This window comes from Streptomyces sp. NPDC018045, assembly GCF_044327445.1.
GTDB lineage: Bacteria > Actinomycetota > Actinomycetes > Streptomycetales > Streptomycetaceae > Streptomyces.
The window spans coordinates 731,763-755,255 of the sequence record NZ_JBIRFL010000001.1; the positions used below are offsets into that span (position 1 = coordinate 731,763).

General features: G+C 70.1%; 32 protein-coding genes and 1 pseudogene. 24 read left to right on the plus strand and 9 right to left on the minus strand.

Annotated features, from left to right (window positions below):
* The first annotated feature begins 63 nt into the window (after nucleotides 1–63).
* Complete coding sequence (locus tag ACH4EB_RS03075) at nucleotides 64–738, plus strand: protocatechuate 3,4-dioxygenase subunit beta (protein WP_398345506.1); 675 nt, start codon at nucleotides 64–66, stop codon at nucleotides 736–738.
* Here ACH4EB_RS03075 and ACH4EB_RS03080 read toward each other — a convergent pair.
* A complete protein-coding gene (locus ACH4EB_RS03080) occupies nucleotides 722–862 on the minus strand; it encodes a hypothetical protein (protein ID WP_398345507.1) in 141 nt (46 codons plus the stop codon). The two genes, ACH4EB_RS03075 and ACH4EB_RS03080, sit on opposite strands and share 17 nt — an antisense overlap.
* Before the next feature lie 56 nt (nucleotides 863–918).
* Nucleotides 919–1,455: pseudogene (locus tag ACH4EB_RS03085) on the minus strand (ATP-binding protein); the annotation flags it as partial.
* Between ACH4EB_RS03085 and ACH4EB_RS03090 the strand changes: the two are divergent.
* From ACH4EB_RS03090 to ACH4EB_RS03110, 5 genes are all read left to right on the plus strand, one after another.
* Complete coding sequence (locus tag ACH4EB_RS03090; protein WP_398345508.1) at nucleotides 1,345–2,010, plus strand: Scr1 family TA system antitoxin-like transcriptional regulator; 666 nt, start codon at nucleotides 1,345–1,347, stop codon at nucleotides 2,008–2,010. The pseudogene ACH4EB_RS03085 and the gene ACH4EB_RS03090 overlap by 111 nt on opposite strands.
* A 3-nt stretch (nucleotides 2,011–2,013) precedes the next feature.
* On the plus strand, nucleotides 2,014–2,196 hold the full coding sequence (locus ACH4EB_RS03095) for a DUF397 domain-containing protein (protein ID WP_398345509.1): 183 nt from the start codon (nucleotides 2,014–2,016) through the stop codon (nucleotides 2,194–2,196).
* Between the two features lie 192 nt (nucleotides 2,197–2,388).
* A complete protein-coding gene (locus ACH4EB_RS03100; protein WP_398345510.1) occupies nucleotides 2,389–3,657 on the plus strand; it encodes an ABC transporter substrate-binding protein in 1,269 nt (422 codons plus the stop codon).
* Nucleotides 3,658–3,749: 92 nt separating this feature from the next.
* Nucleotides 3,750–4,664, plus strand: coding sequence for a carbohydrate ABC transporter permease (locus ACH4EB_RS03105; protein ID WP_398345740.1), 915 nt, complete (start codon nucleotides 3,750–3,752; stop codon nucleotides 4,662–4,664).
* Nucleotides 4,665–4,667: 3 nt separating this feature from the next.
* Nucleotides 4,668–5,543 carry a carbohydrate ABC transporter permease gene (locus ACH4EB_RS03110; RefSeq protein WP_398345511.1) on the plus strand — a complete coding sequence of 292 codons (876 nt, stop codon included), beginning with the start codon at nucleotides 4,668–4,670 and terminating at the stop codon, nucleotides 5,541–5,543.
* An 88-nt stretch (nucleotides 5,544–5,631) separates the two neighbouring features.
* Here ACH4EB_RS03110 and ACH4EB_RS03115 read toward each other — a convergent pair whose 3' ends face one another.
* On the minus strand, nucleotides 5,632–6,549 hold the full coding sequence (locus ACH4EB_RS03115; RefSeq protein WP_398345512.1) for an acetylxylan esterase: 918 nt from the start codon (nucleotides 6,547–6,549) through the stop codon (nucleotides 5,632–5,634).
* A gap of 321 nt (nucleotides 6,550–6,870) precedes the next feature.
* Between ACH4EB_RS03115 and ACH4EB_RS03120 the strand changes: the two genes are divergently transcribed.
* From ACH4EB_RS03120 to ACH4EB_RS03130, 3 genes are all read left to right on the plus strand, one after another.
* Nucleotides 6,871–7,317, plus strand: coding sequence for a GNAT family N-acetyltransferase (locus ACH4EB_RS03120; RefSeq protein WP_398345513.1), 447 nt, complete (start codon nucleotides 6,871–6,873; stop codon nucleotides 7,315–7,317).
* Nucleotides 7,318–7,392: 75 nt separating this feature from the next.
* The gene (locus ACH4EB_RS03125; RefSeq protein ID WP_398345514.1) at nucleotides 7,393–7,536 is read left to right on the plus strand and encodes a hypothetical protein; all 144 of its coding nucleotides are present in this window, start codon (nucleotides 7,393–7,395) and stop codon (nucleotides 7,534–7,536) included.
* Nucleotides 7,537–7,732: 196 nt separating this feature from the next.
* A complete protein-coding gene (locus ACH4EB_RS03130) occupies nucleotides 7,733–8,686 on the plus strand; it encodes a TauD/TfdA dioxygenase family protein (RefSeq protein ID WP_398345515.1) in 954 nt (317 codons plus the stop codon).
* 87 nt (nucleotides 8,687–8,773) lie between these two features.
* Here ACH4EB_RS03130 and ACH4EB_RS03135 read toward each other — a convergent pair whose 3' ends face one another.
* The 3 genes from ACH4EB_RS03135 to ACH4EB_RS03145 all read right to left on the minus strand — a co-directional run bounded on the left by ACH4EB_RS03135 (nucleotide 8,774) and on the right by ACH4EB_RS03145 (nucleotide 12,313).
* Nucleotides 8,774–9,838 (minus strand): ArsR/SmtB family transcription factor, encoded by a 1,065-nt coding sequence (locus ACH4EB_RS03135; protein WP_398345516.1) that lies wholly within the window; start codon nucleotides 9,836–9,838, stop codon nucleotides 8,774–8,776.
* Nucleotides 9,839–10,212: 374 nt separating this feature from the next.
* Entirely contained in the window at nucleotides 10,213–11,448 is a 1,236-nt protein-coding gene (locus tag ACH4EB_RS03140; RefSeq protein WP_398345517.1) for a tyrosine-type recombinase/integrase, read from the minus strand.
* Nucleotides 11,441–12,313: a helix-turn-helix domain-containing protein gene (locus ACH4EB_RS03145; RefSeq protein ID WP_398345518.1), complete on the minus strand. Its 873-nt coding sequence runs from the start codon at nucleotides 12,311–12,313 to the stop codon at nucleotides 11,441–11,443. Before ACH4EB_RS03145 ends, ACH4EB_RS03140 begins: the two co-directional genes overlap by 8 nt.
* Between ACH4EB_RS03145 and ACH4EB_RS03150 the strand changes: the two genes are divergently transcribed.
* The 11 genes from ACH4EB_RS03150 (at nucleotide 12,312) to ACH4EB_RS03200 (ending at nucleotide 18,592) form a co-directional block, all read left to right on the plus strand.
* On the plus strand, nucleotides 12,312–12,629 hold the full coding sequence (locus ACH4EB_RS03150; RefSeq protein ID WP_398345520.1) for a helix-turn-helix transcriptional regulator: 318 nt from the start codon (nucleotides 12,312–12,314) through the stop codon (nucleotides 12,627–12,629). The genes ACH4EB_RS03145 and ACH4EB_RS03150 overlap by 2 nt on opposite strands.
* Before the next feature lie 134 nt (nucleotides 12,630–12,763).
* On the plus strand, nucleotides 12,764–13,177 hold the full coding sequence (locus tag ACH4EB_RS03155; protein ID WP_398345522.1) for a hypothetical protein: 414 nt from the start codon (nucleotides 12,764–12,766) through the stop codon (nucleotides 13,175–13,177).
* Nucleotides 13,178–13,197: 20 nt separating this feature from the next.
* A complete protein-coding gene (locus ACH4EB_RS03160; protein WP_398345523.1) occupies nucleotides 13,198–14,070 on the plus strand; it encodes a bifunctional DNA primase/polymerase in 873 nt (290 codons plus the stop codon).
* Nucleotides 14,067–15,107 carry an AAA family ATPase gene (locus ACH4EB_RS03165; RefSeq protein WP_398345524.1) on the plus strand — a complete coding sequence of 347 codons (1,041 nt, stop codon included), beginning with the start codon at nucleotides 14,067–14,069 and terminating at the stop codon, nucleotides 15,105–15,107. Before ACH4EB_RS03160 ends, ACH4EB_RS03165 begins: the two co-directional genes overlap by 4 nt.
* A 210-nt stretch (nucleotides 15,108–15,317) precedes the next feature.
* A complete protein-coding gene (locus ACH4EB_RS03170) occupies nucleotides 15,318–15,680 on the plus strand; it encodes a hypothetical protein (RefSeq protein ID WP_398345525.1) in 363 nt (120 codons plus the stop codon).
* Nucleotides 15,677–16,012 carry a hypothetical protein gene (locus tag ACH4EB_RS03175; protein WP_398345526.1) on the plus strand — a complete coding sequence of 112 codons (336 nt, stop codon included), beginning with the start codon at nucleotides 15,677–15,679 and terminating at the stop codon, nucleotides 16,010–16,012. Before ACH4EB_RS03170 ends, ACH4EB_RS03175 begins: the two co-directional genes overlap by 4 nt.
* Complete coding sequence (locus ACH4EB_RS03180; protein WP_398345527.1) at nucleotides 16,009–16,440, plus strand: excisionase family DNA-binding protein; 432 nt, start codon at nucleotides 16,009–16,011, stop codon at nucleotides 16,438–16,440. The genes ACH4EB_RS03175 and ACH4EB_RS03180 overlap by 4 nt, the downstream gene beginning before the upstream one ends.
* Nucleotides 16,437–17,138: a hypothetical protein gene (locus ACH4EB_RS03185; RefSeq protein WP_398345528.1), complete on the plus strand. Its 702-nt coding sequence runs from the start codon at nucleotides 16,437–16,439 to the stop codon at nucleotides 17,136–17,138. The genes ACH4EB_RS03180 and ACH4EB_RS03185 overlap by 4 nt, the downstream gene beginning before the upstream one ends.
* Nucleotides 17,138–17,404, plus strand: a complete 267-nt coding sequence (locus ACH4EB_RS03190) for a hypothetical protein (RefSeq protein ID WP_398345529.1) — start codon at nucleotides 17,138–17,140, stop codon at nucleotides 17,402–17,404. Before ACH4EB_RS03185 ends, ACH4EB_RS03190 begins: the two co-directional genes overlap by 1 nt.
* Nucleotides 17,405–17,431: 27 nt before the next feature.
* Nucleotides 17,432–17,812: a hypothetical protein gene (locus tag ACH4EB_RS03195; protein ID WP_398345530.1), complete on the plus strand. Its 381-nt coding sequence runs from the start codon at nucleotides 17,432–17,434 to the stop codon at nucleotides 17,810–17,812.
* A gap of 30 nt (nucleotides 17,813–17,842) precedes the next feature.
* Complete coding sequence (locus ACH4EB_RS03200; protein ID WP_398345531.1) at nucleotides 17,843–18,592, plus strand: hypothetical protein; 750 nt, start codon at nucleotides 17,843–17,845, stop codon at nucleotides 18,590–18,592.
* 282 nt (nucleotides 18,593–18,874) lie between these two features.
* Here ACH4EB_RS03200 and ACH4EB_RS03205 read toward each other — a convergent pair whose 3' ends face one another.
* Nucleotides 18,875–19,198 (minus strand): hypothetical protein, encoded by a 324-nt coding sequence (locus tag ACH4EB_RS03205; RefSeq protein ID WP_398345532.1) that lies wholly within the window; start codon nucleotides 19,196–19,198, stop codon nucleotides 18,875–18,877.
* A gap of 169 nt (nucleotides 19,199–19,367) precedes the next feature.
* Here ACH4EB_RS03205 and ACH4EB_RS03210 point away from each other — a divergent pair, with 169 nt between their 5' ends.
* Entirely contained in the window at nucleotides 19,368–19,661 is a 294-nt protein-coding gene (locus ACH4EB_RS03210) for a GntR family transcriptional regulator (protein ID WP_398345533.1), read from the plus strand.
* Nucleotides 19,662–19,683: 22 nt separating this feature from the next.
* Here ACH4EB_RS03210 and ACH4EB_RS03215 read toward each other — a convergent pair whose 3' ends face one another.
* Nucleotides 19,684–20,238 (minus strand): GNAT family N-acetyltransferase, encoded by a 555-nt coding sequence (locus ACH4EB_RS03215; protein ID WP_398345534.1) that lies wholly within the window; start codon nucleotides 20,236–20,238, stop codon nucleotides 19,684–19,686.
* A complete protein-coding gene (locus ACH4EB_RS03220; protein WP_398345535.1) occupies nucleotides 20,235–21,494 on the minus strand; it encodes a hypothetical protein in 1,260 nt (419 codons plus the stop codon). Before ACH4EB_RS03220 ends, ACH4EB_RS03215 begins: the two co-directional genes overlap by 4 nt.
* Nucleotides 21,495–21,824: 330 nt before the next feature.
* On the opposite strand from ACH4EB_RS03220, the gene ACH4EB_RS03225 reads away from it, so the two are divergent.
* The 3 genes from ACH4EB_RS03225 (at nucleotide 21,825) to ACH4EB_RS03235 (ending at nucleotide 23,487) form a co-directional block, all read left to right on the plus strand.
* Nucleotides 21,825–21,977 (plus strand): hypothetical protein, encoded by a 153-nt coding sequence (locus tag ACH4EB_RS03225; RefSeq protein WP_398345536.1) that lies wholly within the window; start codon nucleotides 21,825–21,827, stop codon nucleotides 21,975–21,977.
* Complete coding sequence (locus tag ACH4EB_RS03230; RefSeq protein WP_398345537.1) at nucleotides 21,974–22,195, plus strand: hypothetical protein; 222 nt, start codon at nucleotides 21,974–21,976, stop codon at nucleotides 22,193–22,195. The genes ACH4EB_RS03225 and ACH4EB_RS03230 overlap by 4 nt, the downstream gene beginning before the upstream one ends.
* Before the next feature lie 173 nt (nucleotides 22,196–22,368).
* Entirely contained in the window at nucleotides 22,369–23,487 is a 1,119-nt protein-coding gene (locus ACH4EB_RS03235; protein WP_398345538.1) for a radical SAM protein, read from the plus strand.
* Nucleotides 23,488–23,493: the final 6 nt, after the last annotated feature.

The window sequence follows — 23,493 nt, forward strand, 5'->3', positions numbered from 1 at the left end:
GCCGACCGCACCGGGCCGGTTCGCGGCCTTGCCCGGCCCTCCGCCACGTGCGACAACGGCCCCATGCCGACCTCACCCACGCCGTACCGGGGCTTCCCCCTCCGCCACCCCACCCGGCCGCCGTTCGTCCTCCCCGCCGGCCCGGAGAGCGCCGAGCTGTACGGCCCGGTCTTCGGCCATACGGACGTGACGCCACTCGACAGCGACCTCACCCGCCACCACGCGGGCACCCCCATCGGCGAACGCATCACCCTGACCGGCCGCGTCGTCGACGACCTCGGCCGCCCCGTCCCCCACCAGCTCCTCGAACTCTGGCAGGCCAACGCCGCCGGCCGCTACGCGCACCAGGGCGACCAGCACGACGCGCCCCTGGACCCCCACTTCACCGGCGCGGGCCGCGCCCTCACCGACGCCGACGGCCGCTACACCTTCACCACGATCAAGCCGGGCCCGTACCCGCTCGGCGCCCCGGACGACGCCTGGCGCGCCGCCCACCTGCACTTCTCCCTCTTCGGTCGCGCGTTCGCGCAACGCCTGGTCACGCAGGTGTACTTCGAGGGCGACCCCCTCCTGGCCCACGACTCGGTCCTCCAGGCGGCCCCGGACACGGCCGCCCGCCGCCGCCTGATCGCCACGTACACCCCGGCACCCCTGCCACCGGGCCGCCCCGTGTCCCTCACCTACCACTGGGACATCGTCCTCGGCGGCCCCTCTCCCACGGTCACTCCCGCCGCCTGACATCCAGCTCGCACCACACCGTCTTGCCGACCTCCCACTCCCGCACACCCCACCGCGCGGCCACCTCCCGCACGAGCACCAGCCCGAGCCCGCCACGGCCGTCGCCCCCGGCTCCCGTACGCACGGCCGGGCCTCCCCCCGCGCGTCACTCACCGCCAGCCGCAGCACGTCCTTCCCCAGCGTCAGGTCCACCCGCACCAGCCGCCCCGGCGCCCTCCCGTGCGTGATCGCGTTCGTGAGCAGCTCCGACACGAGCAGCTCGGCGTCGTCCACGAGGTGTCCGCACCCCCACTCCCACAGCAGCCGGGCCGTCCGGTACCGCGCGAGCCGCACACTCTTGGGGAACGGCGAGTAGTCGAGCAGGTCCTCGTGGAGGACAACTTCTGTGGGGTCATGCGGAGAGATCGTCGACGGCCTCCTCGTGATGACGAGCAGCGCGCACCCTTGCGCCAACTGATGCGGCCGCACGAGTGGTTCGTTCGTTACGGACGGCAGGGGCAGCAAGCGCGCCGTACAAGTTCCTCTCGGAGGAAATCCTCCGAACGAGTTGCGAGGCCGTCTCGGACGCCACCAGACTGATCCGGCCCCGCCGAGGAGGAGCAATACGTGGCAACCAGCCAGCCGACGCAGGGAAACAGCACCTCGACCGTCTTGGGCCGCAGACTCGGCGGCGAACTGACGCGCCTGCGCACCACAGCAGACCTCCGCCAGCCCCACGCCGCCAAGGCCCTCACCGCCTCCACCACCAAGATCGCCAAGATGGAGGGCGGCTGGGTACCGATGCGCGACCCGGACATTCGAGCGCTGTGCGAGCTGTACGGAGTGCACGACCCCGCCGTCGTGGGCGGCCTGCTGGAACTGGCGAGGTTGGACCGCGAACGGCGGAAGGCCAGGGGGTGGTGGAGTGAGTTTCCGGGCATCGGCGCCATACAGGAGTACGTGGCACTGGAGTGCGCCGCGACGACCATCACAACTTGGCAACTGGCCTTCGTACCTGGCTTGCTACAGGCGCCGGAGTATGTGCGCGCGCTGAACCCGAACGAGAGCTGCGCTGGTGCTCAGCCCGGCATGGGATGCGCCTTCAACGTCCTCTCATTCGCCGAGCCAGGCGCCATGGACGTGGTCTACATGGAGATCCCTCGCAACGAGCTGTGGCACGAAGGGGGCGAAGAGGCTGGCGTGTACGGCGCCATGTTCGAGAACATCGAACGGAATGCCCTCAGCGCCGAAGAGTCCCTGGCTCCCATCACGAGCCTCAGCACAGAACTGTGAGCCATGCCCCCCTACGCCTTCCTCAAGTCCGGCTACAGCAACGAAGAGCGCGAGTGCGTCGAAGTAGCCACCGACCTCCCCCACCTCATCGCCATACGCGACTCCAAACGCACCGACGGCCCCACCCTCCACGTCAGCCCCGCCGCATGGACGGCGTTCCTCACCGCGCTCCGGCCGGAGTCGTGAACCGGCCCGGTCGGTGCTCACTCTTACGGCGTGCTCACCGGCCGGTTTCGTGAAGGTGTCATGCGTTCTTCACGCCGGTGCGGCAGAGTAGGCGGCCGCGGCAGGCGGTGATCGACGATCACCGGGGCCGTACCGCAAGCCGTACGACGACCGCGCGCGACGCGCGACGGGTGACGCAGGGGGCGATCGGGCATGACACGCGACATCGGCAGACGGCGGTTGCTCGGAGTGGCCGGTGGTGCCGCGCTGGCCGCCGTGCTGGCGGCTTGTGGTTCCAACACGGGCCGCAACGGGAAGGGTTCGGGGCCGGCGCTCAGCCAGTGGTACCACCAGTACGGGGAGCCGGGCGCCGAGCAGGCCGTCCGGCGGTACGCCGCCGCGTACGGCAAGGCGCGGGTCACCGTGCAGTGGCGGCCGGGCGACTACGACCGGCAGACCGCCGCCGCGCTGCTGACGGACTCCGGGCCGGACGTCTTCGAGGTCAACGGGCCGAAGCTGGACCAGATCAAGGGCGGTCAGGTCGTGGACCTGACGGCGGAGATCGAGCCCGTCGAGGACGACTTCAACCGCACGGTGCTCGCGCCGAAGATCTGGCAGGACAAGGTCTGGGCGGTGCCGCAGGCCATGGACACCCAGTTGCTGTTCTACCGGAAGAGCATGCTGAAGGCGGCGGGTGTCGAGCCGCCGCGCAGCGTCGACGAACTGGTCGAGGCCGCCCGGGTGCTGACCGCCCGGCACCGCAAGGACAAGGTCAAGGGGCTGTTCCTGGGGAACGACGGCGGGGCCGCCGTGCTGGGCGGCACGCCGCTGTTCGCCGCGGGGCTGAGCCTGGTCACGGAGGACGGCAAGGTCGGTTTCGACGATCCGGCCGCCGCCCGCGTCATCGGGAAGATCCGGCGCCTGTACGCCGATGAATCGTTGTTGCTCGGAGCGCCGACGGACTGGTCCGACCCGGCGGCGTTCGTCCAGGGGCTGACCGCCATGCAGTGGTCGGGTCTGTGGGCGTTGCCGCAGGTGAAGAAGGCTCTGGGGGACGACTTCGGGGTGCTGCCGTTCCCGAAGGACGGCAGCGGCGGGCCGGCGGTGCCCGTGGGCGCGTACGGCTCGGCGGTCAGCGCCCGCAGCAAGCACCGCGCGGAGGCCAAGGCGTACGTGAAGTGGCTGTGGGTGGACGGGACCGACAAGCAGGAGGACTTCGCCCTCTCGTACGGCTTCCACATCCCCGCCCGCACCTCGCTCGCCAGGAAGGCGCAGCAGCTCAAGGAGGGCGCGGCGGCCGACGCGGTCGCGTACGCCACCGAGCACGGCTACGCCGAGCCGCTGCTCTGGACGACGCCGAGCAGCACCGCCTACCAGGACGCGCTGAACCGCGTCATCAAGGGCGGCGCGAATCCGGAGAGCGAACTGAAGGCCGTGGTGCGCAAGGTCGAGGCCGAGCTGCGGCGGGCGAAGCAGAAGTGAGGGGAACAGGCGCGCGGACCGAGGCCGCGGCCGGTACAGGATCGGGATCGGGATCGGCGGCAGGGTCGGGCTCGGGCGCACGGCCCGGCGGCCTGCTCGCGCGCCTCCGGGGGCCACAGAACCGGAACCTGTGGTTCTGGGCCTTCGTGGGCCCGTTCGCGATCGGCCTCGCGCTGTTCACGTACGTACCGCTGGCCTGGAGCGTCTACCTCAGCTTCTTCGACGCCCACAACACGGTCACCCCGACGGACTTCGTCGGGCTGGACAACTACACGGCGATGCTGGGCGACAGCGCCTTCCTGAGCAGCCTGGGCACGTTCCTGCTGTTCACGGCCTTCATCGTGCCGGCGACGTATGTGCTCTCGCTCGGGCTGGCGCTCATGGTCAACCGGCTGCGCTTCGCCCAGGCGTTCTTCCGGTCGGTGTTCTTCCTGCCGACCGCCTGCTCGTACGTGGTCGCGGCGCTGATCTGGAAGCTGTCGATCTTCAACGGGGTGCGGTTCGGGCTCGCCAACACCGTGCTGGGGTGGTTCGGCGCGGACCAGACCGCCTGGCTGTCCACGACCGACCCGCCCTGGTACTGGCTGGTGATCGTGACCGTACGGCTGTGGCTCCAGGCCGGATTCTTCATGATCCTGTTCCTGGCGGGGCTACAGCGGATCTCGCCGCGCCTGTACGAGGCCGCCGCGGTGGACGGCGCGCGGCCCGGCTGGCAGACGCTCCGCCACATCACACTGCCGCAACTGCGCGCGACGTCCGTGGCCGTCGTCCTGCTGCTGGTGATCAACGCGTTCCAGGCGTTCGACGAGTTCTACAACCTGATGTCCGACGCGCGCGGCTACCCGCCGTACGCCCGCCCACCGCTGGTCTACCTCTACTACACCGCGCTCGGCCAGGAGCAGAACCTCGGCCTGGGCAGCGCGGGAGCGGTGATCCTGGCGCTGATCATCGCCGTGGCGACCGTCGCCCAGGCCCGCTGGTTCGGCCTCGGGCGGAAGGAGGACTGACCGATGGCCACCACGTCCGCGGAACGGGCACGGCGGAGCGCCCCACGGGACCCCCGGGTACGCGCCGGACGCGCGCTGCGCGCCGCGCTCGTCACCGTCCTGGCCGTACTGTTCCTCATCCCGTTCTACCTGCTCGTACGCAACGGCCTGGCCACCGAGCAGGACATCACCTCCCCCGACTGGACGTTCTTCCCGCGCGACATCCAGTGGTCCAACCTGACCGAGGTCTTCGACGACGCGAACCTGCCGATGGCGCGGGCGCTGCTCAACTCCACGCTCATCGCGGTCTCCACGACGATGGGCACGGTGCTGCTGGCGTCGCTGGCCGGGTACGGGCTGGCGCGGATCCCGTACCGGCACGCGAACCCCGTCTTCTACGCCGTCCTCGGCACGCTGATGGTCCCGGCGGCCGTCACCTTCGTGCCCAGCTTCGTCCTCGTCTCGTCGCTCGGCTGGATCTCGACGCTGCGCGGGCTGATCATCCCGACCCTGTTCAGCGCCTTCGCCTGTTTCATGTTCCGCCAGTACTTCCTGGGCTTCCCCCGGGAGCTGGAGGACGCGGCGCGGGTGGACGGGCTCGGGTACTGGCGTACGTACTGGCGGATCGTGGTGCCCAACTCGCGGCCCGTCTTCGCGGCCGTCGGCACGATCGTCTTCATCGGCGCCTGGAACGCGTTCCTGTGGCCGCTGGTCATCGGCCAGGACCGCGAGTCCTGGACGGTGCAGGTCGCGCTGTCCACGTTCACCACGGCCCAGAACCTCAACCTGCACGAACTCTTCGTCGCCGCGGCCATCTCGATCGCGCCGCTGGTGGTCGTGTTCGTGCTGTTGCAGCGGTACATCGTGGCGGGGGTGGAGCGGTCGGGGATCGACGACTGAGGAACGTACCGATGCGCGGGCGGATGCGAACCCGGGTCCGAACGGAGTCGATCCGTCCGCGGCGGAACCGTTCCGCCCGCGCGTCCGGTCAAGAGGTTTCGGCCGCCTTCGCGTTGCGCTCGAAGGCCGACCACGGGCCGCCGCTGCCGTCGGCAGTGCCGTCACAGTAGCCGCAGTGTGCCCCGAAGAACTCGGCGCGGGCCTGCCGGTCGCCGAGCAACTGTGCCCGGAACCATGCCGTGACCGGGCCGCGGAACCCGCCGCCGTCGGACACGGGCGTGAGGTGTGTCGCGCCCGCCAGTTCACCGTAGACCGCGGGGACGTGCGTGGTCTGCCGGAAGCGCGGGTGGACGAGGAGCCAGGGCGCCACCACCGCGTCGTACTGCCCGGCGAGGAAGAGCGCGGGGCCCCGCAGCGCGCGGACGCTGCCCTGCGGTCCGGGCTCGATCGCCACCGTGGTGTCCACCCGGGGGTTGGCACCGGCGGCGAGCGCGCCGCCACCGCCCTGGGAGTGCCCGGTCGCGCCGACCTCGGACAGGTCCACCTTCCCCTCGTAGACGCTGCCCGGGGTTCCGTTCTCCCGGGCCAGGTGGTCGATGCCGGCCAGCATCTCCCGGCCGGAGCCGGACCATGTCGTACGGGCGGCGGCGACGATGAAGCCGTGCGAGGCGAGGTGCCGCAGCAGCGGCCCGTAGACCGCTACGGGAGCGCCGGTGCCGTTGCCCCAGAGGATCACCGGGTGCTTGCCGCAGCCACGGCTGCCGAGGTCGGCCGGCCGGTAGACGGTGTGGGCCGGGCCGACGGGCTCGACGGTGACGGCGAACGGTCCCGGGGCCGCCCAGTCGCCTTGGGCGGAGGGGCAGCCGGACGCGGTCGGTGCCGTGGGCGCGACGGCCGCCGCCGCGGGGGCCGTACCGCCGGCGGTCAGGGCGGCCGTGAGCAGGGAGCAGGCGAGCAGGGAACCGAGTGTGCGGAGGCGGCGGGTCGTGCGGAGGGGACGGGGCACGCGGAGGGCTCTGAGGGCTTTCGACGGGTCGAGGGGGCTCGGTGCGCCGAGGGGGCGCGGACTTGGGACCATCGCACACTCCTGCTCCTCGTGGGGTGTTGACCGACACATGATGAGGCATACGCCGCCGTCCCGCACGCCCCCCGGCACGGTCGACCACCGGTTGCTCCGGGTCCGCGCGCTGACCGGCCCGGACCCGACGAAGGCCACCGACGCGAGCCTCCTCGGAGCAGCCCTGGCGGCGCGCCGGGCCGGGCGACCGGGTGCGGCGGTGCGAAAACCCGGTGGCGGTGCCCGCGGACCGTGTGGGAGAACTCAGGGATGAGCGATGCCACGCCCCCGATCCAGGACACGGCACTCGCGGTCGGCGCGCACGACCCCGGGCTGGACAAGCGCCTGGAGGACGAGCTGGACGCCTTCAACGCCGCGGCGACGGACCACGCCGAACAGGCCGACTTCTCGGTGCGGGTGACGGACGCGGAAGGCGAGCTGATCGGCGGGCTGAGCGCCTGGACCTGGGGCGGGCTGTGCGGAATCCACCTCCTGTGGGTACGGGAGGACAGCCGCGCGGCCGGCTGGGGCGCGAAGCTGCTGCGCGCCGCCGAGCAGGAGGCGGTACGGCGGGGCTGCGACCGCGCCACGGTGTCCTCGTACACGTTCCAGGCGCCGGGGTTCTACGAGCGCCAGGGGTACGTCGAGGTGGGCCGCGTACCGGGGATTCCGGGTGGTCACGCGGATGTGTACCTCTACAAGGAGTTGAAGGGCTGATCCCCCCCGGGACGCCACGGGGCGGGCGCCCCTTGCACCTGCCGCGCGCGCCGGACATGAGGTACGGTGCGTGCCATGACCACGTACTCGACCTTCCGTGAGACGGAGCCGCTGCACCGCGGCCCCCACGGCGAGTGCGCGCCGCGCGGCATGACGTTCCTGCGCCGCCGCGGCCGGGTGGGTTCGCCCCCGGCCGCCGCTTTCCACGACTGTCGGTGACTCCCGGGCCCTGAGGGCCTGTTCCCGAGCCCGCCCGACGGCAGCCTCCGCCCACCGCGGAAGTTCCGCACTCCGTACGGCCGTGGCGCCCGTTCCCGCACTCCGGGGCCCATACCCCCACATATCCGGATGGACACCGCGCCCCGCCCCCTCCCCCTTCCCGTACCTTCCGCTCCTCGCCCTTCAGGAGGTCCCCTTGACGGCCACCGCCGACCACGCCGCCCCGGCCCCCGCCCCGCTCTCCGCCGCCCTGCGCGACCACCGCATCCCCGCCGACGGCCTCTACGAGGGCACGCGCGTCCTGCGCCGTACGCCCGAGGGCTGGGAGGACCGGCCGTACGAGCGTTTCGAGCTGGTCCCGCAGGCCGCCACGATCGGCGCGGAGATCCGTGGCCTCGACCTGTGCCGGCCCCTGGCCCCGGCGCTGCGCGCGGAGTTGAACCGCGCACTGCTGGAGTGGAAGGTGCTCTTCTTCCGTGGGCAGCACCTCACCTCGGCCGCGCAGCGCGCGTTCGCCCGCAACTGGGGTGAGCTGGAGACCAACCCGCTGCTGGCGACGGGTGACGCCGAGGACGTCGTACGGTTCGACCGCAGCGCCGTGCCGACCTTCGAGAACGTCTGGCACACGGACGTCACCTTCCGCGAACGCCCGGCGCTCGGCGCGGTGTTGCAGCTCCGCGAGGTGCCGCCGTCCGGTGGCGACACCATGTGGGCGGACATGGCGGCCGCATACGACAATCTGCCGCAGGACGTGCGGGACCGTATCGACGGGGCGACCGCCGTGCACGACTTCCTGCCGGGCTTCGCGCGCTTCTACGCCGCCGAGCGGCTGGCCCCCTTCCAGGAGCGGTTCCCGCCGGTGGAGCACCCGGTCGTACGGCGGCACCCGGAGACCGGCCGCCGGATGCTGTTCGTCAACACCTCCTTCACCACCCGCATCGTGGGATGGGAACGGGCGGAGAGCGACCGGATGCTGCGGCTGCTCTTCCAGCAGGCGCACGTACCGGAGTTCCAGGTGCGGTTCCGCTGGCAGGCGGGCGACCTCGCCTTCTGGGACAACCGGGCCACGCAGCACTACGCGGTCAACGACTACGGGTCGTGGCGCCGGGTCGCCGAACGCGTCGCGATCACGGGCGACCGGCCGTACTGACGCGGGGCGCGGGCGCGGGGCGCGGACACGGGCGCGCTTCGCCTGGCGCGTGGCGCGGAAGAGCAGCGCGCCCCGGCTGCCGGAACGTTACTGCACAGCTCCGGCACCCGGCACCCGGACCCCCACCTCCCGCGCCTCCAGCGCCGAGATCTCCAGCCCCCGGGTGTCCACCCCGCGCACGTCCACCTCCGGGCCGCCCCGCAGCAGCGCCGCCCCCAGCGGCGTCAACGTGTGCAGCACGGCGTTGCCATGACGCAGCGTCAGCAGCAGGCCCGCGTCCCGCAGCACCGTCGCGTGCTGGCTGGCCGAGGCCAGTGAGACGTCGACGCGCCGCGCCAGCTCGCTCGTCGTACAGCCGCCGCCCACGCCGTGCAGGATCGCCGAGCGGGTACGCCCGACGAGCTTGCCCAGCGAGTGACCGGGCGAGACCGTCGGCAGGACGCGCGGCGCGGGGTGTTCGAGGGGGTAGACGAGGACCGGCGTCAGGTCGGGGTTGTGGAAGGTGACGGGCGTACGGCGACAGAAGAACGACGGCAGCAGGAGCAGCCCCCGGCCGTTCAGGAAGAGGTCGCGGTCCACCGGGTAGTCCACTTCCAGGACCGGCGGCCGCCAGCGCATCGTCGGCGGGAGCGAGGCGAGCAGGTGGTCCGCGCCGCCGTCCAGGAGCGCCCGGCCCCGGGCGGCGCGGTCCGCCTCGATACGGGCCTGGAGCAGCGGCCAGTACGGCGCGACCGCGTTCTCGTAATAGCTCCGCAGCGCGCACGCGAGCCGGCCGAGCGCCGCGGAATCGCCCTCACTCAGCTCCCGCAGCCACGCCGGCAGCGGCCGGGTCGCCGGCAACCGCGAAAGTTCGGCATGCACTCGGGCGGGCGGGGTGGCGCGGAGCGCCGCCAGCCCTTCGTCGATGCCGAGCAGCCCCTCCGGTGGCGTCAGGAAATCCGGAAAATAGCCCCGCGTGGGAACGAGCGGCGCCAGCAGCCGTGTTTCACCATTCAACCTGCAACGGGCTTCGGAGCGCCATTTGCCGAAGGCCGCGCCGGGCCGCCGGTCGCGCAGTCGGTGAAAACTTAAAACGGTCTCCCACAGCACGTCAGGGCGCGCGGCAATGCGCACCCGGGCCAGATCCGGTCCACTGAAATGGACGCGTAGCACCGAACCCCCACCAATGCTTCCTAGTCGACCCCCGGCCATCTGAGTATGCACGCAGACACAGGCTGTCACCACGCCCTTTTGGCCAGAGTTGAAAGGGGTCGCGCCAACACGCCGTACCGGGAAAGCTGTTACTCAATTCGACGGCAGTGCGAATGGAACGGATTGCTCGATCCCGTGGGGGGTGACGAGGCAATGACCGACCGCTCAGCATTTGCCGTGGAAGGCCGTCAACCAGGCCGACATGGCTGACGGCAGCTCCCGAGGGGGGAGTCCGGAGAAAAACGAGGGCGGCACCTCCGCACAGGTGCCGCCCTCGTTCGGCTGACCTGCACAAAGATCCATTCGGTGGGGCCGCAGGGCACTCTGAGGGCACATCACGCCAAAACCGCATCCATGATGTCCGCGGTGTCGTCCTCGTCGTCCTCCCACAGGTGGACGTACAGGTCCCACGTGATCGAGGGCTTCGCGTGCCCGAGGAGCCGCTGCACCTTCTTCACTGTAGCGCCATGCTTGATCAGGACGGACGCGTAGAAGTGACGGAGATCATGCAGCGTCGCACCCTCCGGCACCCGCAGCGGCGAACCCCACTCCTCCAACAGCTTGTCGGCTCGCCTCACGATGCGGGCCCACGTCTTGGCCCACGAGCCGCGACGGACGGGGGCGTTCGCCTCGCTGAGGAACAGCAACCGCGCCTTGCGCCACTTCGGCTTGCGCGGGTCCGTACGGTCCTCGATCTCGACCTCGCGTGGCGGGAACATCTCGCGATGCAGCTTGATCGCCTCAGCCGCGGATGCCGACAACCGACCCGTCCGGTAGCTCTTGTCCGTCTTCGGCGGCCCCAGGTACGGCACCCCCTTGTCAGGGCCTATGAGCTGCTGCTCGACTATGACTTCCCTGGTGTCCAAGTCGATGTGGTGATCTTCCAGTCCGAACAGCTCACCGCCACGCAGCCCCGTTGTGCCGTCCAAGCGGACTGCCGCCCTGTAGCGATCTGAGGCCGCCTGCATGAGCGCCTTCACCACCAGCGGTTCGAGGGGTACCACCTCGGCGTTACGCGGCTCGGGCAGCTCGACGCCGTGGCACGGGTTCGACGTGATGATGCCGTCCGCGACCGCGGCGCTCATCACGGCAGTAAGCGCGTTCCAAGGCGTGCGCAAGCTGATGGGCGCGAGGACCTGCGATCTCTCCTTGACCCATGCGCGGACATCGGTCCGATTGATCGCGGCCGGCGGACGGTTGCCGAAGGTCGGGTAGACGTGCAGCCGCAGCGCCCGCTCGACGTTGACCTCCGTACGCTCCCGATGCGTCGCTGAGGTCCGCCACTCCTCGGCGAAGGTCCGGAAGTCCTGCTTCTTTCGCTCCGGGTCCACGTACGTGCCGCGATCGAGGTCCGCCTGCACCTCGTCGGCCCGCTTGTCCGCAGCGGCCTTCTTGGCGAAGTTCTCCTTGCACTGCTTCCCGCTCGCATCGCGCCAACGGACCTGCCACCGCTTCCCCTGGCCGTGCTCGCTGCTGGCGACCATCTTGCGGGTCTTGCTGGTGTGCTCGCCACACGGCTTGTCGGCCTCGCCCGGACGGGACTTGTGCCAACGGTCGTAGACCTCAGCCATTCGCCTCCCCTCCCTTCCTGCTGACCCCCATAGGGCCGAGGTCCGCAGGGTCGGGCCGCTCTGCCTCGCCGCGCCGCTCCTCGTAAGCCTTCACGATGGGCTCCAGCTCAGCCACGAGAGCGCGCGTGATGTGCCCGCGCGCAGACTGGAGGGCCCGTTTGCCTTCCGGTAGTTCGCCTCGATCCCGCAGGCGCGCCTCGCGCTCTGCGGCGAGGCCGTGCCCCCATACCTCTCTCGCGGCGTATGCGACGTAGTGCGGGGTTGTTTCCAGCCGCTTGGCCGCCTTAGTCTCCGCGTCGTCGGGCCTGTCCTGCGTGTGACGGATCTCGGCGTTGGTCGGCCATGGAGAGTGCGCCTGCAAGTACGAGATCGCCTGTGCCGTCCGGCGGGCGACCTCTTCGGGGGCCTGATCACTCACACCCTTCACGTGCCAGCCGCCTGGCGCCCGAAGCGCAAGGAAACTGGGATTGTGGTCGCCGCTGAGGACTCGACGCACCTCGCGGTCGTAAACGCCAACCTCAGACGTCAGCCACACCGTCCCCTCGGGCAGTAGGTCACCCAACGGGCGGGCGTAGATGATCGGCAGCATGATCAGCTCGACCGCGGAGAGTGCGCGTCGCCCCCGCTCGATCTGGCCAACGGTCGGTCGATGCCACGAGAGTCCGAGTTGCTGCGCCGTCTGCGCCACCTCTTCCGCCGTGCGACCGGCATCCTCCCGGGCACGCAAAAGCCGCCGCCCGATCGCCTCACCGAAGGTGAGGGCCTGCGCGAGGGCACGTTCCCAACGCTCCTGATCTGTAGCAGGCGCGACCTCCGCAGCGGACTGACTCTCTGGCGTTCGTTCGTCGCTGTTACTTCGCTTCATGGAGCGCAACAATACATTCCGCTGGACAAGGGTACGGAAGATCGCTAAGTTTCGAGAGCACGATTTCGTAACGCTTCAACCCAAGGAGTCCGGCACCGTGCCCCGCACCCGCCTCGTCAGCGTCACTTCCTCTGACCGCCGCAAGCTCGTCACCGCAAGCGAACTCGCCGATTACTGCGGCGTCCCGCTCGCCACCGTCTACCAGTGGAGCCACCGCGGCGGCGGCCCCCGGATGATCAAGGTCGGCCGCCATCTGCGAGCCCGTTGGGATGACATCGAGCGATGGCTCGACGAGCAGACGATCGAAGCCGCCTGATGCACAGCGGCCCTCAGCCGGTGCGCCAACACCGATCGCTGAGGGCCGGAAGCATCCATCCGCCCTTTGCTGAAAGACAGACCGGTGGCGCGGGCCGTGAACCCATATGCGCCGCCGTTGTAAGGAGCTTCACCATGAAGCGTACTGAGTACGCCCCCACCCCCACCCCAGTCACCACGGCGCCGGCGGCCGTCGCGGATGCTGCCCACTACGTTCTCGGCCTTGCGGCCCTGCGTCAGGCTGCGAACGCCCCCGCGGACGGGCGCGGCGCCGCTGGCCGCGTCGCCCAGCGTGGGCGGGAACTCAGTGGCGCCGTGGCAGCAGCCATGGCGCAGGCAAGCGGTGAGAACGGCACAGTGGGCACGCCCGGCGAACTGCTCGCCGAGTCCCACCTGCGTCTCGTCATCCACCACGCCCGCGAGTACCTCCTCGCCTCATCCGTGGCTGCTGTCGAGACCGGCGAGGACACCGAGAAGGCATCACAGCGCGCGGTCGCCATGATGCGTCGTCTTGCCGATCGCCTGCGAAGTGCCGGGGCCGCCCGGTGACGAACGCCTCGAAGCATCGAATGCAGCAGGTCGAGCGAGTGCTCGACCTCGCGGCCCATGGCCTGTACGTCTTTCCCCTCCGCCCCAACGACAAGCGGCCCGCCGTCAGCGACTGGCAGCAACGGGCCACAACCGACCCCCACCGCATCGAGCGCGCCTGGTCCGCCGGCGCCTATGGGGTTGGCATCGCCTGCGGCCCGTCCGGGCTTGTAGTGATCGATCTCGACACTGCCAAGGGCGCTACCCCTCCCGACGAGTGGAAGCTGCCCGGCATCGTCGACGGTGCCGATGTCTTCGCCGAGCTGCACGCCCGGCACGGCGCCCGCTGGCCGTTCGGCGCTACTCCGTCCGTTCGCACTGCCTCGGGCGGGATGCACCTGTACTACCGTGCGCCCGCCGGCCGCGAGGTCCGCAACAGCGCCGGGCGCCTCGGCTGGAAGATCGACGTACGTGCGGCAGGTGGATACGTCGTCGCTCCGCCGTCTCCCGTGGCAGGCAGCCTGTATCGCTGGGAGACCGGCCCCGGCGTGGCGCCGATCGACCTGCCTGAATGGCTCGCCGCCCTCGCTGCGCCCCGCGCCGAGCAGCCGCTCGCGACCGTGCAACCGCTGCCTTTCGCACGCCGCAACCAGCGCGGGTATGCCGCTGCTGCCCTGCTCGACGAGGTCGACAAAGTGCGCACGGCGGTCCCCGGCACCCGCAACGACACCTTGCACCGAGCCGCATTCAACCTTGGCACCCTGGCCGGGCGCGGTGACCTCGCCCCCGCCGAGATCGTCGACCACCTGTTCGTCATAGCGGTGGCCGTCGGCCTCGGCCCGACCGAAACGGAGAAGACCATCACCTCGGGCCTGCGCGCCGGAATGCTGCACCCGCGCGGAGCCGCCGCATGACGGACGCCGCCGCGCGTGAGCGCATCCTCGCCGCAGTCCCCTCCCCGCCCGTCCCGCCGGCCGAGGAGCAGAACCCCACTCAGGCCCGGCTCGCCGAGCTTCGGTCCCTGCTCGTCGACACCGACGGCCTCGACTCCATCGCCGACCCCGAACCGCTGATCGACGGCGTCCTGTACCGCGACTCGCTCGCTTGGCTGTACGGCAAGCCCGGTCACGGCAAGTCGTTCGTTGCCCTTGACTGGGCCGGCTGCATCGCCAACGGAATGCCCTGGCAACACCGCGAGGTACGCCGCGGCCCGGTCCTCTACCTCGTAGCCGAGGGCGCGTCCGGCATTCGTCGCCGCGTCCGCGCGTGGGAGCAGGCGTTCGGCCAGCGTATGCACGACGTTGTATTCCTGCCCGTCCCGGTGCAGCTTCTGCACGGCACCGACCTGAGCGCGTTCACGTTCTTGATCCGAGAGCAGCAGCCGGCCCTCGTCGTCATCGACACGCAAGCGCGCGTAACGGTGGGGGCCGAGGAGAACAGCAACACCGAGATGGGCCGCGTCGTGGCCGCCGCCGACGCGCTGCGCCAGGAGTCCGGAGCCTGTGTGCTCATGGTGCACCACGCCGGCAAGAGCGGCCTCGACATGCGCGGCGCTTCGGCTTTCGACGGCGCGGCGACCAGCGTCATCAAGGTCACCAAGGATGGCGAGTACGTCGAGGTGCACAGCGGGAAGCAGAAGGACACCGAGGACTTCGACACCGTGTTCCTTCGGCTTCGTCCTGCTGGGCAGTCCGCCGTACTGGAGTCCCGAGAGGCCAGCCGGCTGCCGCTGGACGTGACCCGGAGCGAAGAGACGCTACTCGCCACCATGCGGGAATCCTTCGGGACGACCGGTGCCACCGGGCCGCAGCTCTTTGAGGTGTGCGACGTACCCAAGAGCACGTTCTACCGATCCCTCAACTCGCTATTGGGACGAGGGGCGTTGGTGAACATCGGCACGGAGAAGCGAGCCCACTACAAGCTACCCGCCGCCCTGCCCGCTGCGGCCTAGCACGCACAGTCCCACCCGGTCTCACCCGGTCCCGCGAGACCGGTCCCCAGTCCAGTCCCGTCCCACCCCCTTTAGGGGTGGGACGTGGGACCAACCCGAGATGGCACTGCCTGCTCGGTACCCCACCCTCACCCCTTCACCCCCGCGGAATGTCCGTCCGCGTCGTTCGGCGTCTCGCGCGCGTGCGCGAGGCCGATAGGAGTCTGAATCTTGACCAGCACCCGCCGCCCTGCCGCCGTACTCGCCCTCGCTCAGGGCCGTACGACCGGGCAGGCCGCCAAAGCCGCCGGAGTGTCCGGCCGCACCGTCCTGCGTTGGCTTGACGAACCCGAATTTCATCGCGAGGTCGCCGACATGCGCACCGAGTTGCTACAGCTCGCCGTCGGCCGCCTCGCCGCCGGCGCCACCAAGGCCGTTGACGCCCTGGTCGACGCGCTCGACACCGAGCGCGGGCAGGCCCGCGTACAGGCCGCTCGCACCCTGCTCGACGCCTGCCTGTCGCTGCGCGAATCCCTCGACCTCGAACAGCGCCTCGCCGCTCTTGAACAGGACGAGGAGGCTCGCCGCCGATGAGCCGCCCGACCCCGCTTGCCCGCCGCCTGGTCGCCATCGAGAAGCAGCGCGACAGCCGGCGCCTCATGCACGCCCACCGGCTGACCGACGGCCGTACGGTGCGTCTGTCCACCCTCGATGTGCTGGAAGCCCTGCACGACGGCCTCGCGCTGCACGGCCATCACGTCACCGAACCGCCGTCTGACGTCGTCCGCTGCCTGGCTCTGCTCGCCCCGGACGACGACACATCGATGATGGGCCGCCTCACACGCTCTGTCGCAGCCGAGTGGTGCGCTGCTTACGACGAGGGGCGCGCCGTGTCCCTTCACGATGGCGAGGAGGCCGACGGATGAACCACCTCGGCACCGATCACCTGACGCGCGCCGACGGGGCTGTGATCATCCTGCCCTCGGTGGCGGGCGAGGTGCTGCGCGCCCTTATACGTGACCTCACGACCCGTGTGCGCGCCGATGGGGGCGAGGTACCCACCAGTGTCCGCCAGTTGCTCTACGCCTTGCATACGGCCGCACAGCGCGCCGAAGCGTTCGATTCCGTTACCGCGCCGTTCGATTCTTCCGCTACCGGAACCGCCCCCGACCCGTCAGGCACGGTGTCAGTAGCAGAGGCCGCCACGCTGATGGGCTGCTCAACTCGCCACATCCGCGCCCTCATTGCCAGCGGCCGGCTACCCGCCGAACGGGTCGGGGCACGCGTGTGGGCCATCGACGCCGCCGCCCTCGACCACTACCGACACCACCGAACAGGAGATGCCCGACCATGACCGCCGCCACGACCACGGACCAGCCCGGAACCGGGGCCGCCGAGCAAGCCGAGCAGGAAGCCAGCGAGGCCGAGCAGTTGCTCGCCGCACTGGAGGAACGTGTACGCGACGGGGACGAACAGGTCACCGCGCAGCAGCTTGCCGACGCGCGCGAACTCGGACGCTTTGCCAAGCTCCGGGCCGAGGCCGCCCGGCGCAAGGCTGAGCGCGCCGCCCAGGCCGCAGCGGACAAGGCGCGGGCCGACCGCCTAGCCGAGGCCGCCGCCATGACCGCGCCCGGCGGGGCACTCGACGCCACCACGCTCGCTGCCTCGTACGCCACCGCACGAGATGCGGTGCGGGCGTTCGTTACTGCCTCCGAGACGTACAACGCCGCCATCAAGGAAGCCACTGGACTGCTCGCCGCCGCGGACGTACCCGACAGCGCCTATGGTCATAACCTCGCCCCCGGCGCCATGGCCCGTTGGGGCACAGACACGCTGCGCCTCGCCGATGGCACCCCCATTCACCGGACGGGAACCGGGCTCCGCCTCGCGGTCCTGCTCGACGACCTCGACCGCGAGTTCGCCGGCATCCCGACCGGTGGCTACCACCCGCCGTTCGGCCGGACCCCGCTCGCCGACCAGGCTGCCCGTGGACGCGACGCTCAGCCGCGCTTGCACATACTCGCCAACCAGCAGGCAGGGGGCGCGGCGTGATGAAGCGCGAGCACGTCACCCACGACAACCACCAGCAGACCGCCGCCACCCCGCGGCACCGTGCCGAGGCAAGCGAGCACTACATGTCCCCCGCCTACCTCCGTTGGGCCGAGCAGGTCGAGCAGGCCGCCCGCCCGCCGTCCGACACCTTCGTCCTGCCCACCACCACGGCCGAGCTGGACGTCCTGAGCTACCCCGACCGTGTGCGCGTCTACACCGAGGCGCCCGCCTTGTACGACCAGCTCACCGGCCGTACTGGCGCCTGACGCTCTACGACCAGGAGACCCGATCCCATGAGTACCGCCACCGTCCACCCCTCCCAATGGGATGACCGCACCCCCAAGAGCTGCCGCGTCCCGTGGCGCAAGGTCACCGCTGCGGACGCCCGCTCCGGCCCACTCAGCACGCATCCCGTGATGGGTGAGCGCGGCTTCGTGCACCCCGCTCCCTGGTGGGTCGACGGCACCCTCTACACCAATGACGCCCGTTGGCTCGCCCTCGTCCGCGACCAGGCCACCAAGAGCGGCGAGGAGATCACCGACGAGGCCGCGCCCGACGGGCCGCCCGACGGCCACCTCGCTGAGATCGAGGCCATGCGCCGCTACGCCGAGCTGCACGGCCTGCGCCCCGTCGTCGCTCCAGCCCCCAATGCACCCCGCATCCGCCCGTACTGAACTCGCCGCCTAACCAAGGGACTTGCCCTCGTGCCCATGCTCACCGGCCCCGACCACATCGACGCCAACACCGCCACCCACCGACTCAACCAGACCCGCAAGACCGAGCTTGTCGAGCTGCGCCGCACCCTCGACGCCGCCCTCGCCGCAGCTCGCACGTTCCGCGACCCTGACCTGACCGACGAAGCCAACGCCCGACGCCGCGCCGACATGGAGCGCACCGCGCGCGCCCAGGCCGCCGCCGCCCTCGACCGCATCGAGCGGGAGGCCAACAACGCTGCCACCCTGGTACGTACCGTCGCCGACAAAGCCGGCGCTGCGAGCCAGCCCCGCGACGCCACCGGGCAGCTACTCGCCGAAACCCGGCAGGCCCGCGCGTGGGATCGCGCCCGCGCACTCCTCGACGCCGGCCGTACCCCGCAGGAAGTCATCAAGGGGGCCGACCTCGACACCCTGCACGCCCTGCGCGCCGAACTGCCTACTTACCTCTCCGCTCAGCGCACCAAGCCGCAGGGCCTCGCCGGAGCAGAATTCACCGAGGTCAACCCGGCCCGCATCCTGCACACCATCGACCGAGCGCGCCTCGATCACCTGCCCAAGGAACAGGCCGCCGCCCTTCGTGCCCGCCTCGACCTCGACGCCATCGAGCCCGGTCTACGCGAAACCTTCGCCGGACTGCGCCGCGAAGTCGATGGCACGGCCGACCCCGGCAACGGCCTGCGCACTGCCGTCGCCGCCCGCCTCGCCGACCAGCAGGCCGCCCCGCCGCCCGCTACGTAGGGACCTCAGCCCCGCAGCGACGCCCCGACACGACGAAGCCCCGCCCGGCACTGCATAGCCGAGCGGGGCCTTTCGCTGCCTGCGGGCGCTACCTGGCAGCCTCCTCCGGCGTCATGCCGGGAACTTCATACGGTGCGCAGTTCGGACAGGCCCACTGCGTCCAATCGGGGCCGCTTGCACGAGGGACGAACCGCACGAAGACCAGGGCACGCGTCAGCTTTGAGCAGCGGCAGCACACGGCGGCCCTCTCTGGCGGAACAAGCGGAAAGCAGCGGTCCGCCCTCATGCGGACACCGCACAGCTAGCCGTGAGCGGCACCGGACCGTACGGGTAGTCGATTCCCATCGTGGCGAGTGCCGCCGCAGTGCGCCTCTCCCGCTGCCACTCACACTCGCGCTGCCGCTCCCACGCGAGCAGGTACCGAGGGATGCGGAACTCTTCTCGGGCCGGCATCGAGCGCGCGAGCACGTGCAACGGGATTGGACGCGCGCAGATGACGCGCACGGCGGGCGCCTCGTCCGGCGTCGTGCTTGCGCGGTGCTTGCCGCGACCGGGGATGAACAGCAGGCACAGGCACGCCGCTAAACGGGCGATAAGGTCGGTCACGTTCGTCAGCTCCCAAATAGCTGATGGGCTTCGCCCCGGTGACGGCCTGGCCGCTGTCACCGGGGCTTTGTCATAGACGAAGCTATACCAGTAGGTACTAGTCGTACAGGCTGGAGACTGTACGTATAGCTCCGAGCAGCTAAGAAGCTAGCGCCCTACGCTCTGCGGCATGAGCGAATACGCGCCGGAGGAGTACGGACCGGATGACGAGATCATCCACGGCGGGCCGGTGCCGGTGTACGTACAGATCGCCGGCGTGCTGCGCGCCCGCATCAACCGCGGCGACTGGAAACCGCTACGCCCCTTGCCGGGCGAGCAGCGTCTCGCCGACGAGTTCGGCGTCGCTCGCATGACCGCGCGCAAAGCCGTTCGCGTGCTTGCGGACGAGGGGACGCTGTTCGTCGTTCCGCAGCGAGGCGCGTTCGTCTCCGCTCCCAAGCAGCCCGACCCCGAAGGGACGTGAGTCGACGACCGCCCGACCGCGCTTACGCAGTCGTCCGCGGCAGATCAAGGACCATCACGTCATGCAGGGCCGCCCCGTCCCACGGGTGAGCCTCCCCGACCTTGCGGTACCCCCACGACCGGTAGGCAGCCTGTGCAGCCTCGACATCCGGCCGTGCGTTGAGCAGTACCCGTTCCTCCGTGGCATCGGCGAGCACCGCCTCGTGCAGGCGCCGGGCTACGCCGAGGCGACGCCACGGGGCGCGCACCGCAAGTTCGATCAGTCCGAACGTCCGGTGCCCGTCCTCACGGCGCAGTTCGTCGGGTACAGGCGTAGTCAGCCGGCCCCACCAGCCAGTAGCAGGGCTGAGAGGGTAGCCGTAGGCCATACCGATCGGCTCACCGTCGCCAGCGCGGGCGAGGGCGGCTCGGAACGTTGCCTTACGGACCTGCGAGCGGAACCGCCGGAAGTTCGCTTCGACGTCCTTCTCGGACTTGTTGTAGGGCGGCTCGGCGAATGCCTCGGCGTAGACCACGGCGAACGCGTCCTCGGCCTTCGCTGCGTCCGCACCACTCATGCGCTCTATCGTGATCGTCATCGGCTCCCACCCCGCGTCATCTCGCGGATGCGCTCGACCGCGTCGCGCGCTACAGGAGCACCGAGGCGTACAGCGGCCCGCTCGAAGGCGCGCAGGCGGCGGCGCAGGCGCACCGACGACACTCCACCGCAGGCATCGAGCACACCCGTCATCTCGTGGCACGCATCCTCTACCTCGTCCGTGTCGAGCAATGTCTGCGCGAGCCGTGCACGGTACCAAGCGGTATTGCGGGTGTAGCCGCCCCCGAGGCCCGCGACCGCCGAGCGCAGGAATGGCACGGCCCGCTCGGGGCGGCCCTCTCGGGAGTAGTAGGCCGCCGTCGCATAGTCGACCTCGACGGGCCCGGCGAACCGCGCCCACCGCGGCACCTCAGCATCGGTATCGGCACGTCCCTGAAAGGACACGGCACGGCTCAGCGCCCGACGCGCGCCCGGCAGGTCGCCTGAGTGCGTCGCCGCGCTCGCCTCACGCAGCGAGATCACCAGGCGCACCGTCGCCCCCGCACCCGCCCGGCGCGCGAGGCCATAGGCGTTTTCGACCGCCGATGCGGCTTCCCAGTACCGCCCTGCGTCCACGGCGAGCAGGCACAGAGTGTTGAGCGCGCGGACCTGCAACAGGGGGTTGTCGATGAGCTGTGCCGCAGTCATCGCTTCCATGCAGGCGGCGCGGGCTTCGTCGGGCGGTCCCCCGTCGTACCCGAACCAGGCACGATGGCAGGCGAGTTCGCACACCATCGTGTGTAGCTCGCGGCCGACTCGGCTCGTGTAGACGCTACTGCTCAGGGTCCGCGTGATCTGCTGCTCAAGCTGCTTGGCGCGAGCCTTGGCGGGAATGCCGCCGGATCTGTGGTCGACCGCGTACAGGTCGACCAGACTGGCCCGAAGTGCCGCCGCGTCGCTCGTACCGATACGCGGACCGTGTTGATCGGGGAAGATCGCCGCTGCCGCGAGCGCCCCCGTGCCGGTGACGAATGCTCGACGTTTCACCTCTCCATCGTCACCGATCCTCCGAGCCGCTTCGTTCCGGCGAGGTGGGACCTCGAACCCCATCTCGGCGAGCGGTACGCCGAACATGGCCTCTAGTACGTCCTGCTGACTCGGATGCGGCAACGGCGGAGGGGACTCGTTCTCCCACCGCCGAAGCTGGCGGACGCTCACCGACGCATCGACGCCCAGACGTGCAGCCTCTCGGGCGAACGCGGCAACAAAGGTCACCTGTGTGTAGCCGGCTTTACGCAACCGCGCGAGTTTGCTCACGCCTGCACCTGCCATGCGCTTCCCCTCGCGGTCGGGCAATTTCCTTCCCAGAGTACTGACTTGATCAACGGGCGACGGCGAAAGCGTCCGCCTAAACGTCCGGTCGCCGGGCACCCTCGGATACCGCCGAAGCGGTGCACTGATGAAGCACCACGTCATGAGGCAGACCTTCGAGGGGGTTCACCCGTGATCAGTCCGCGAGCGCGGCAGAACGCACCGTACGGCGTCGGGGCTCACTTGGCAGACAGGCGCCGTGGCCGAACGGGCGTGGTGATGGCCTCGACTGCCTCGCGCGTGTGGCTTCGTCCGGTCAGTGGTGGCCGTGAATGGGTGGCGCGTGTAGACGAGGTGTCCCTCGCCGCCGGGGCCGCGTACCGGATTCGGCACGGTGACCCGTGCTACTGGACCGCCCATGAGATCGAGGTCTACCTCGACCTCGTGACCGGGGCTGCCCGGCCGCTCGTACCGGAAGGCAGCAGATGACCGTAGAGGTACCGGGATGGCTGCACATCGGCGCGCGCGTGGTGGACACGTCCCTCAACCGCGAGGGCGTAGTACACGGCATGGGTGAGCCGTATGTGCAGGAGGAAACGCCCTCGTGCGTGTGGCTGCTGCCACCACACGGCGGATACGAGTGGCGAGCGAAGATCGCGGACGTGTGTCCCGCCGAAGGAGCACCGGAGACATGCGGCAGCGACTAGCGGTACTGCTGTGGATCTTCCTGTGTATCGCCGTCGTCGTGCCGCTCGCCATCGCAGCCGACCCGAGGCGATAGCCCACGAACTCCGCCCCTGCCGGTGACTGCCCACCGTGCTCCCCCACGAGCCGAGACCCGGCAGGGGCGGACCCAACGCCGAGGAAGAGAAGAGGGGACATGCACGAACTGATCGCCAGCCCGTTCCTCGAACAGCACATGCTCGTACGTCCTGGGGACTCGTCCGGGCTACTGCTCCCCGAAGCGAACTACGAGGAACTGCGGCGCGTAGCCGGCAGCGACGCCCCCGCCCCGCCGTGGCTGCTCGACGCCGTCCGCGAACGCTGGGGGACGCACATCGGCGACCGCACCATGACCGACTACCTACTCGTTCGGGAGCCGTCCGCACACGGCTACTCGCGGGCGAGTTGGGAAATCAACCTCGGCTGTAACTACCAGTGCAAGCACTGCTACCTCGGCTTGAAGGTCTTCTCTGGCATGTCGCTCGCCGACAAACTCAAGGTGCTGGAGGTCGTCCGCGATGCCGGGGTGCTGTTCTTCCAGATCACCGGCGGCGAACCGACCGTCGACAAACACTTCATGCACACCTACGAGGCAGCGTTCCGCATGGGCATGATGCTCACGGTCTCGACGAACGCCTCCCTCCTATGGCGCGAGAACCTGCTGAGCATGTTCGAGCGGTTCCCGCCGTACCGGGTCACCGTGTCGATGTACGGCGCCACGAAGCCCAGCTACGACGAGTTGACCCAGCGCAAAGGCGCATGGGACCTGTTCCAACGCGGCATGACAGCCGCCCGCGAGGCGGGGCTGCCACTGAGACTTTCGATCATCGTCACCGAGGTCAACGCGCACGAGGAACAGCAGATGATCGCGCTCGCCGAGCACTGGGGCATCGAGCACAACGTCTACACGAACATGACGCCGACGATCTACGGAGGCGCCGAATCGCTCACCGCCCAGTCGAAAGAGCACCTGCGGATGCGAAAGCCGTTCACCGGGTGCAACGCGGGACACACCTTCTTCCACGTCGACCCGCACGGCCTCGCCTCGATCTGCAAGATCGGGCGTGACGACCACATCAATCTGGTCGAGGAAGGGCTCGACGGCCTCGCACGGCTCGGCGCCGTCGCCGACCGACTCATGCTTCGCACTGGCGGTTGCTCAGGCTGCACGCTCGCCGGCCAGTGCGTTGTGTGCCGCCCGCTTGCCAAGCACTACCAGGAGGCGGGGGCGCAGAAGGAAACCTACTGTCAGCACGGAATGAAAAAGGCAGGGTGAAGCCGC

What these genes read in the sequence shown, in the direction of transcription:
- ACH4EB_RS03075 (WP_398345506.1), top strand. Translation starts at nt 64, where the DNA reads ATGCCGACCTCACCCACGCCGTACCGGGGCTTCCCCCTCCGCCACCCC.
- ACH4EB_RS03095 (WP_398345509.1), top strand. Translation starts at nt 2,014, where the DNA reads ATGCCCCCCTACGCCTTCCTCAAGTCCGGCTACAGCAACGAAGAGCGC.
- ACH4EB_RS03100 (WP_398345510.1), top strand. Translation starts at nt 2,389, where the DNA reads ATGACACGCGACATCGGCAGACGGCGGTTGCTCGGAGTGGCCGGTGGT.
- ACH4EB_RS03110 (WP_398345511.1), top strand. Translation starts at nt 4,668, where the DNA reads ATGGCCACCACGTCCGCGGAACGGGCACGGCGGAGCGCCCCACGGGAC.
- ACH4EB_RS03120 (WP_398345513.1), top strand. Translation starts at nt 6,871, where the DNA reads ATGAGCGATGCCACGCCCCCGATCCAGGACACGGCACTCGCGGTCGGC.
- ACH4EB_RS03125 (WP_398345514.1), top strand. Translation starts at nt 7,393, where the DNA reads ATGACCACGTACTCGACCTTCCGTGAGACGGAGCCGCTGCACCGCGGC.
- ACH4EB_RS03140 (WP_398345517.1), bottom strand. Translation starts at nt 11,448, where the DNA reads ATGGCTGAGGTCTACGACCGTTGGCACAAGTCCCGTCCGGGCGAGGCC.
- ACH4EB_RS03150 (WP_398345520.1), top strand. Translation starts at nt 12,312, where the DNA reads ATGGAGCGCAACAATACATTCCGCTGGACAAGGGTACGGAAGATCGCT.
- ACH4EB_RS03145 (WP_398345518.1), bottom strand. Translation starts at nt 12,313, where the DNA reads ATGAAGCGAAGTAACAGCGACGAACGAACGCCAGAGAGTCAGTCCGCT.
- ACH4EB_RS03155 (WP_398345522.1), top strand. Translation starts at nt 12,764, where the DNA reads ATGAAGCGTACTGAGTACGCCCCCACCCCCACCCCAGTCACCACGGCG.
- ACH4EB_RS03160 (WP_398345523.1), top strand. Translation starts at nt 13,198, where the DNA reads ATGCAGCAGGTCGAGCGAGTGCTCGACCTCGCGGCCCATGGCCTGTAC.
- ACH4EB_RS03165 (WP_398345524.1), top strand. Translation starts at nt 14,067, where the DNA reads ATGACGGACGCCGCCGCGCGTGAGCGCATCCTCGCCGCAGTCCCCTCC.
- ACH4EB_RS03175 (WP_398345526.1), top strand. Translation starts at nt 15,677, where the DNA reads ATGAGCCGCCCGACCCCGCTTGCCCGCCGCCTGGTCGCCATCGAGAAG.
- ACH4EB_RS03180 (WP_398345527.1), top strand. Translation starts at nt 16,009, where the DNA reads ATGAACCACCTCGGCACCGATCACCTGACGCGCGCCGACGGGGCTGTG.
- ACH4EB_RS03185 (WP_398345528.1), top strand. Translation starts at nt 16,437, where the DNA reads ATGACCGCCGCCACGACCACGGACCAGCCCGGAACCGGGGCCGCCGAG.
- ACH4EB_RS03190 (WP_398345529.1), top strand. Translation starts at nt 17,138, where the DNA reads ATGAAGCGCGAGCACGTCACCCACGACAACCACCAGCAGACCGCCGCC.
- ACH4EB_RS03195 (WP_398345530.1), top strand. Translation starts at nt 17,432, where the DNA reads ATGAGTACCGCCACCGTCCACCCCTCCCAATGGGATGACCGCACCCCC.
- ACH4EB_RS03210 (WP_398345533.1), top strand. Translation starts at nt 19,368, where the DNA reads ATGAGCGAATACGCGCCGGAGGAGTACGGACCGGATGACGAGATCATC.
- ACH4EB_RS03215 (WP_398345534.1), bottom strand. Translation starts at nt 20,238, where the DNA reads ATGACGATCACGATAGAGCGCATGAGTGGTGCGGACGCAGCGAAGGCC.
- ACH4EB_RS03230 (WP_398345537.1), top strand. Translation starts at nt 21,974, where the DNA reads ATGACCGTAGAGGTACCGGGATGGCTGCACATCGGCGCGCGCGTGGTG.
- ACH4EB_RS03235 (WP_398345538.1), top strand. Translation starts at nt 22,369, where the DNA reads ATGCACGAACTGATCGCCAGCCCGTTCCTCGAACAGCACATGCTCGTA.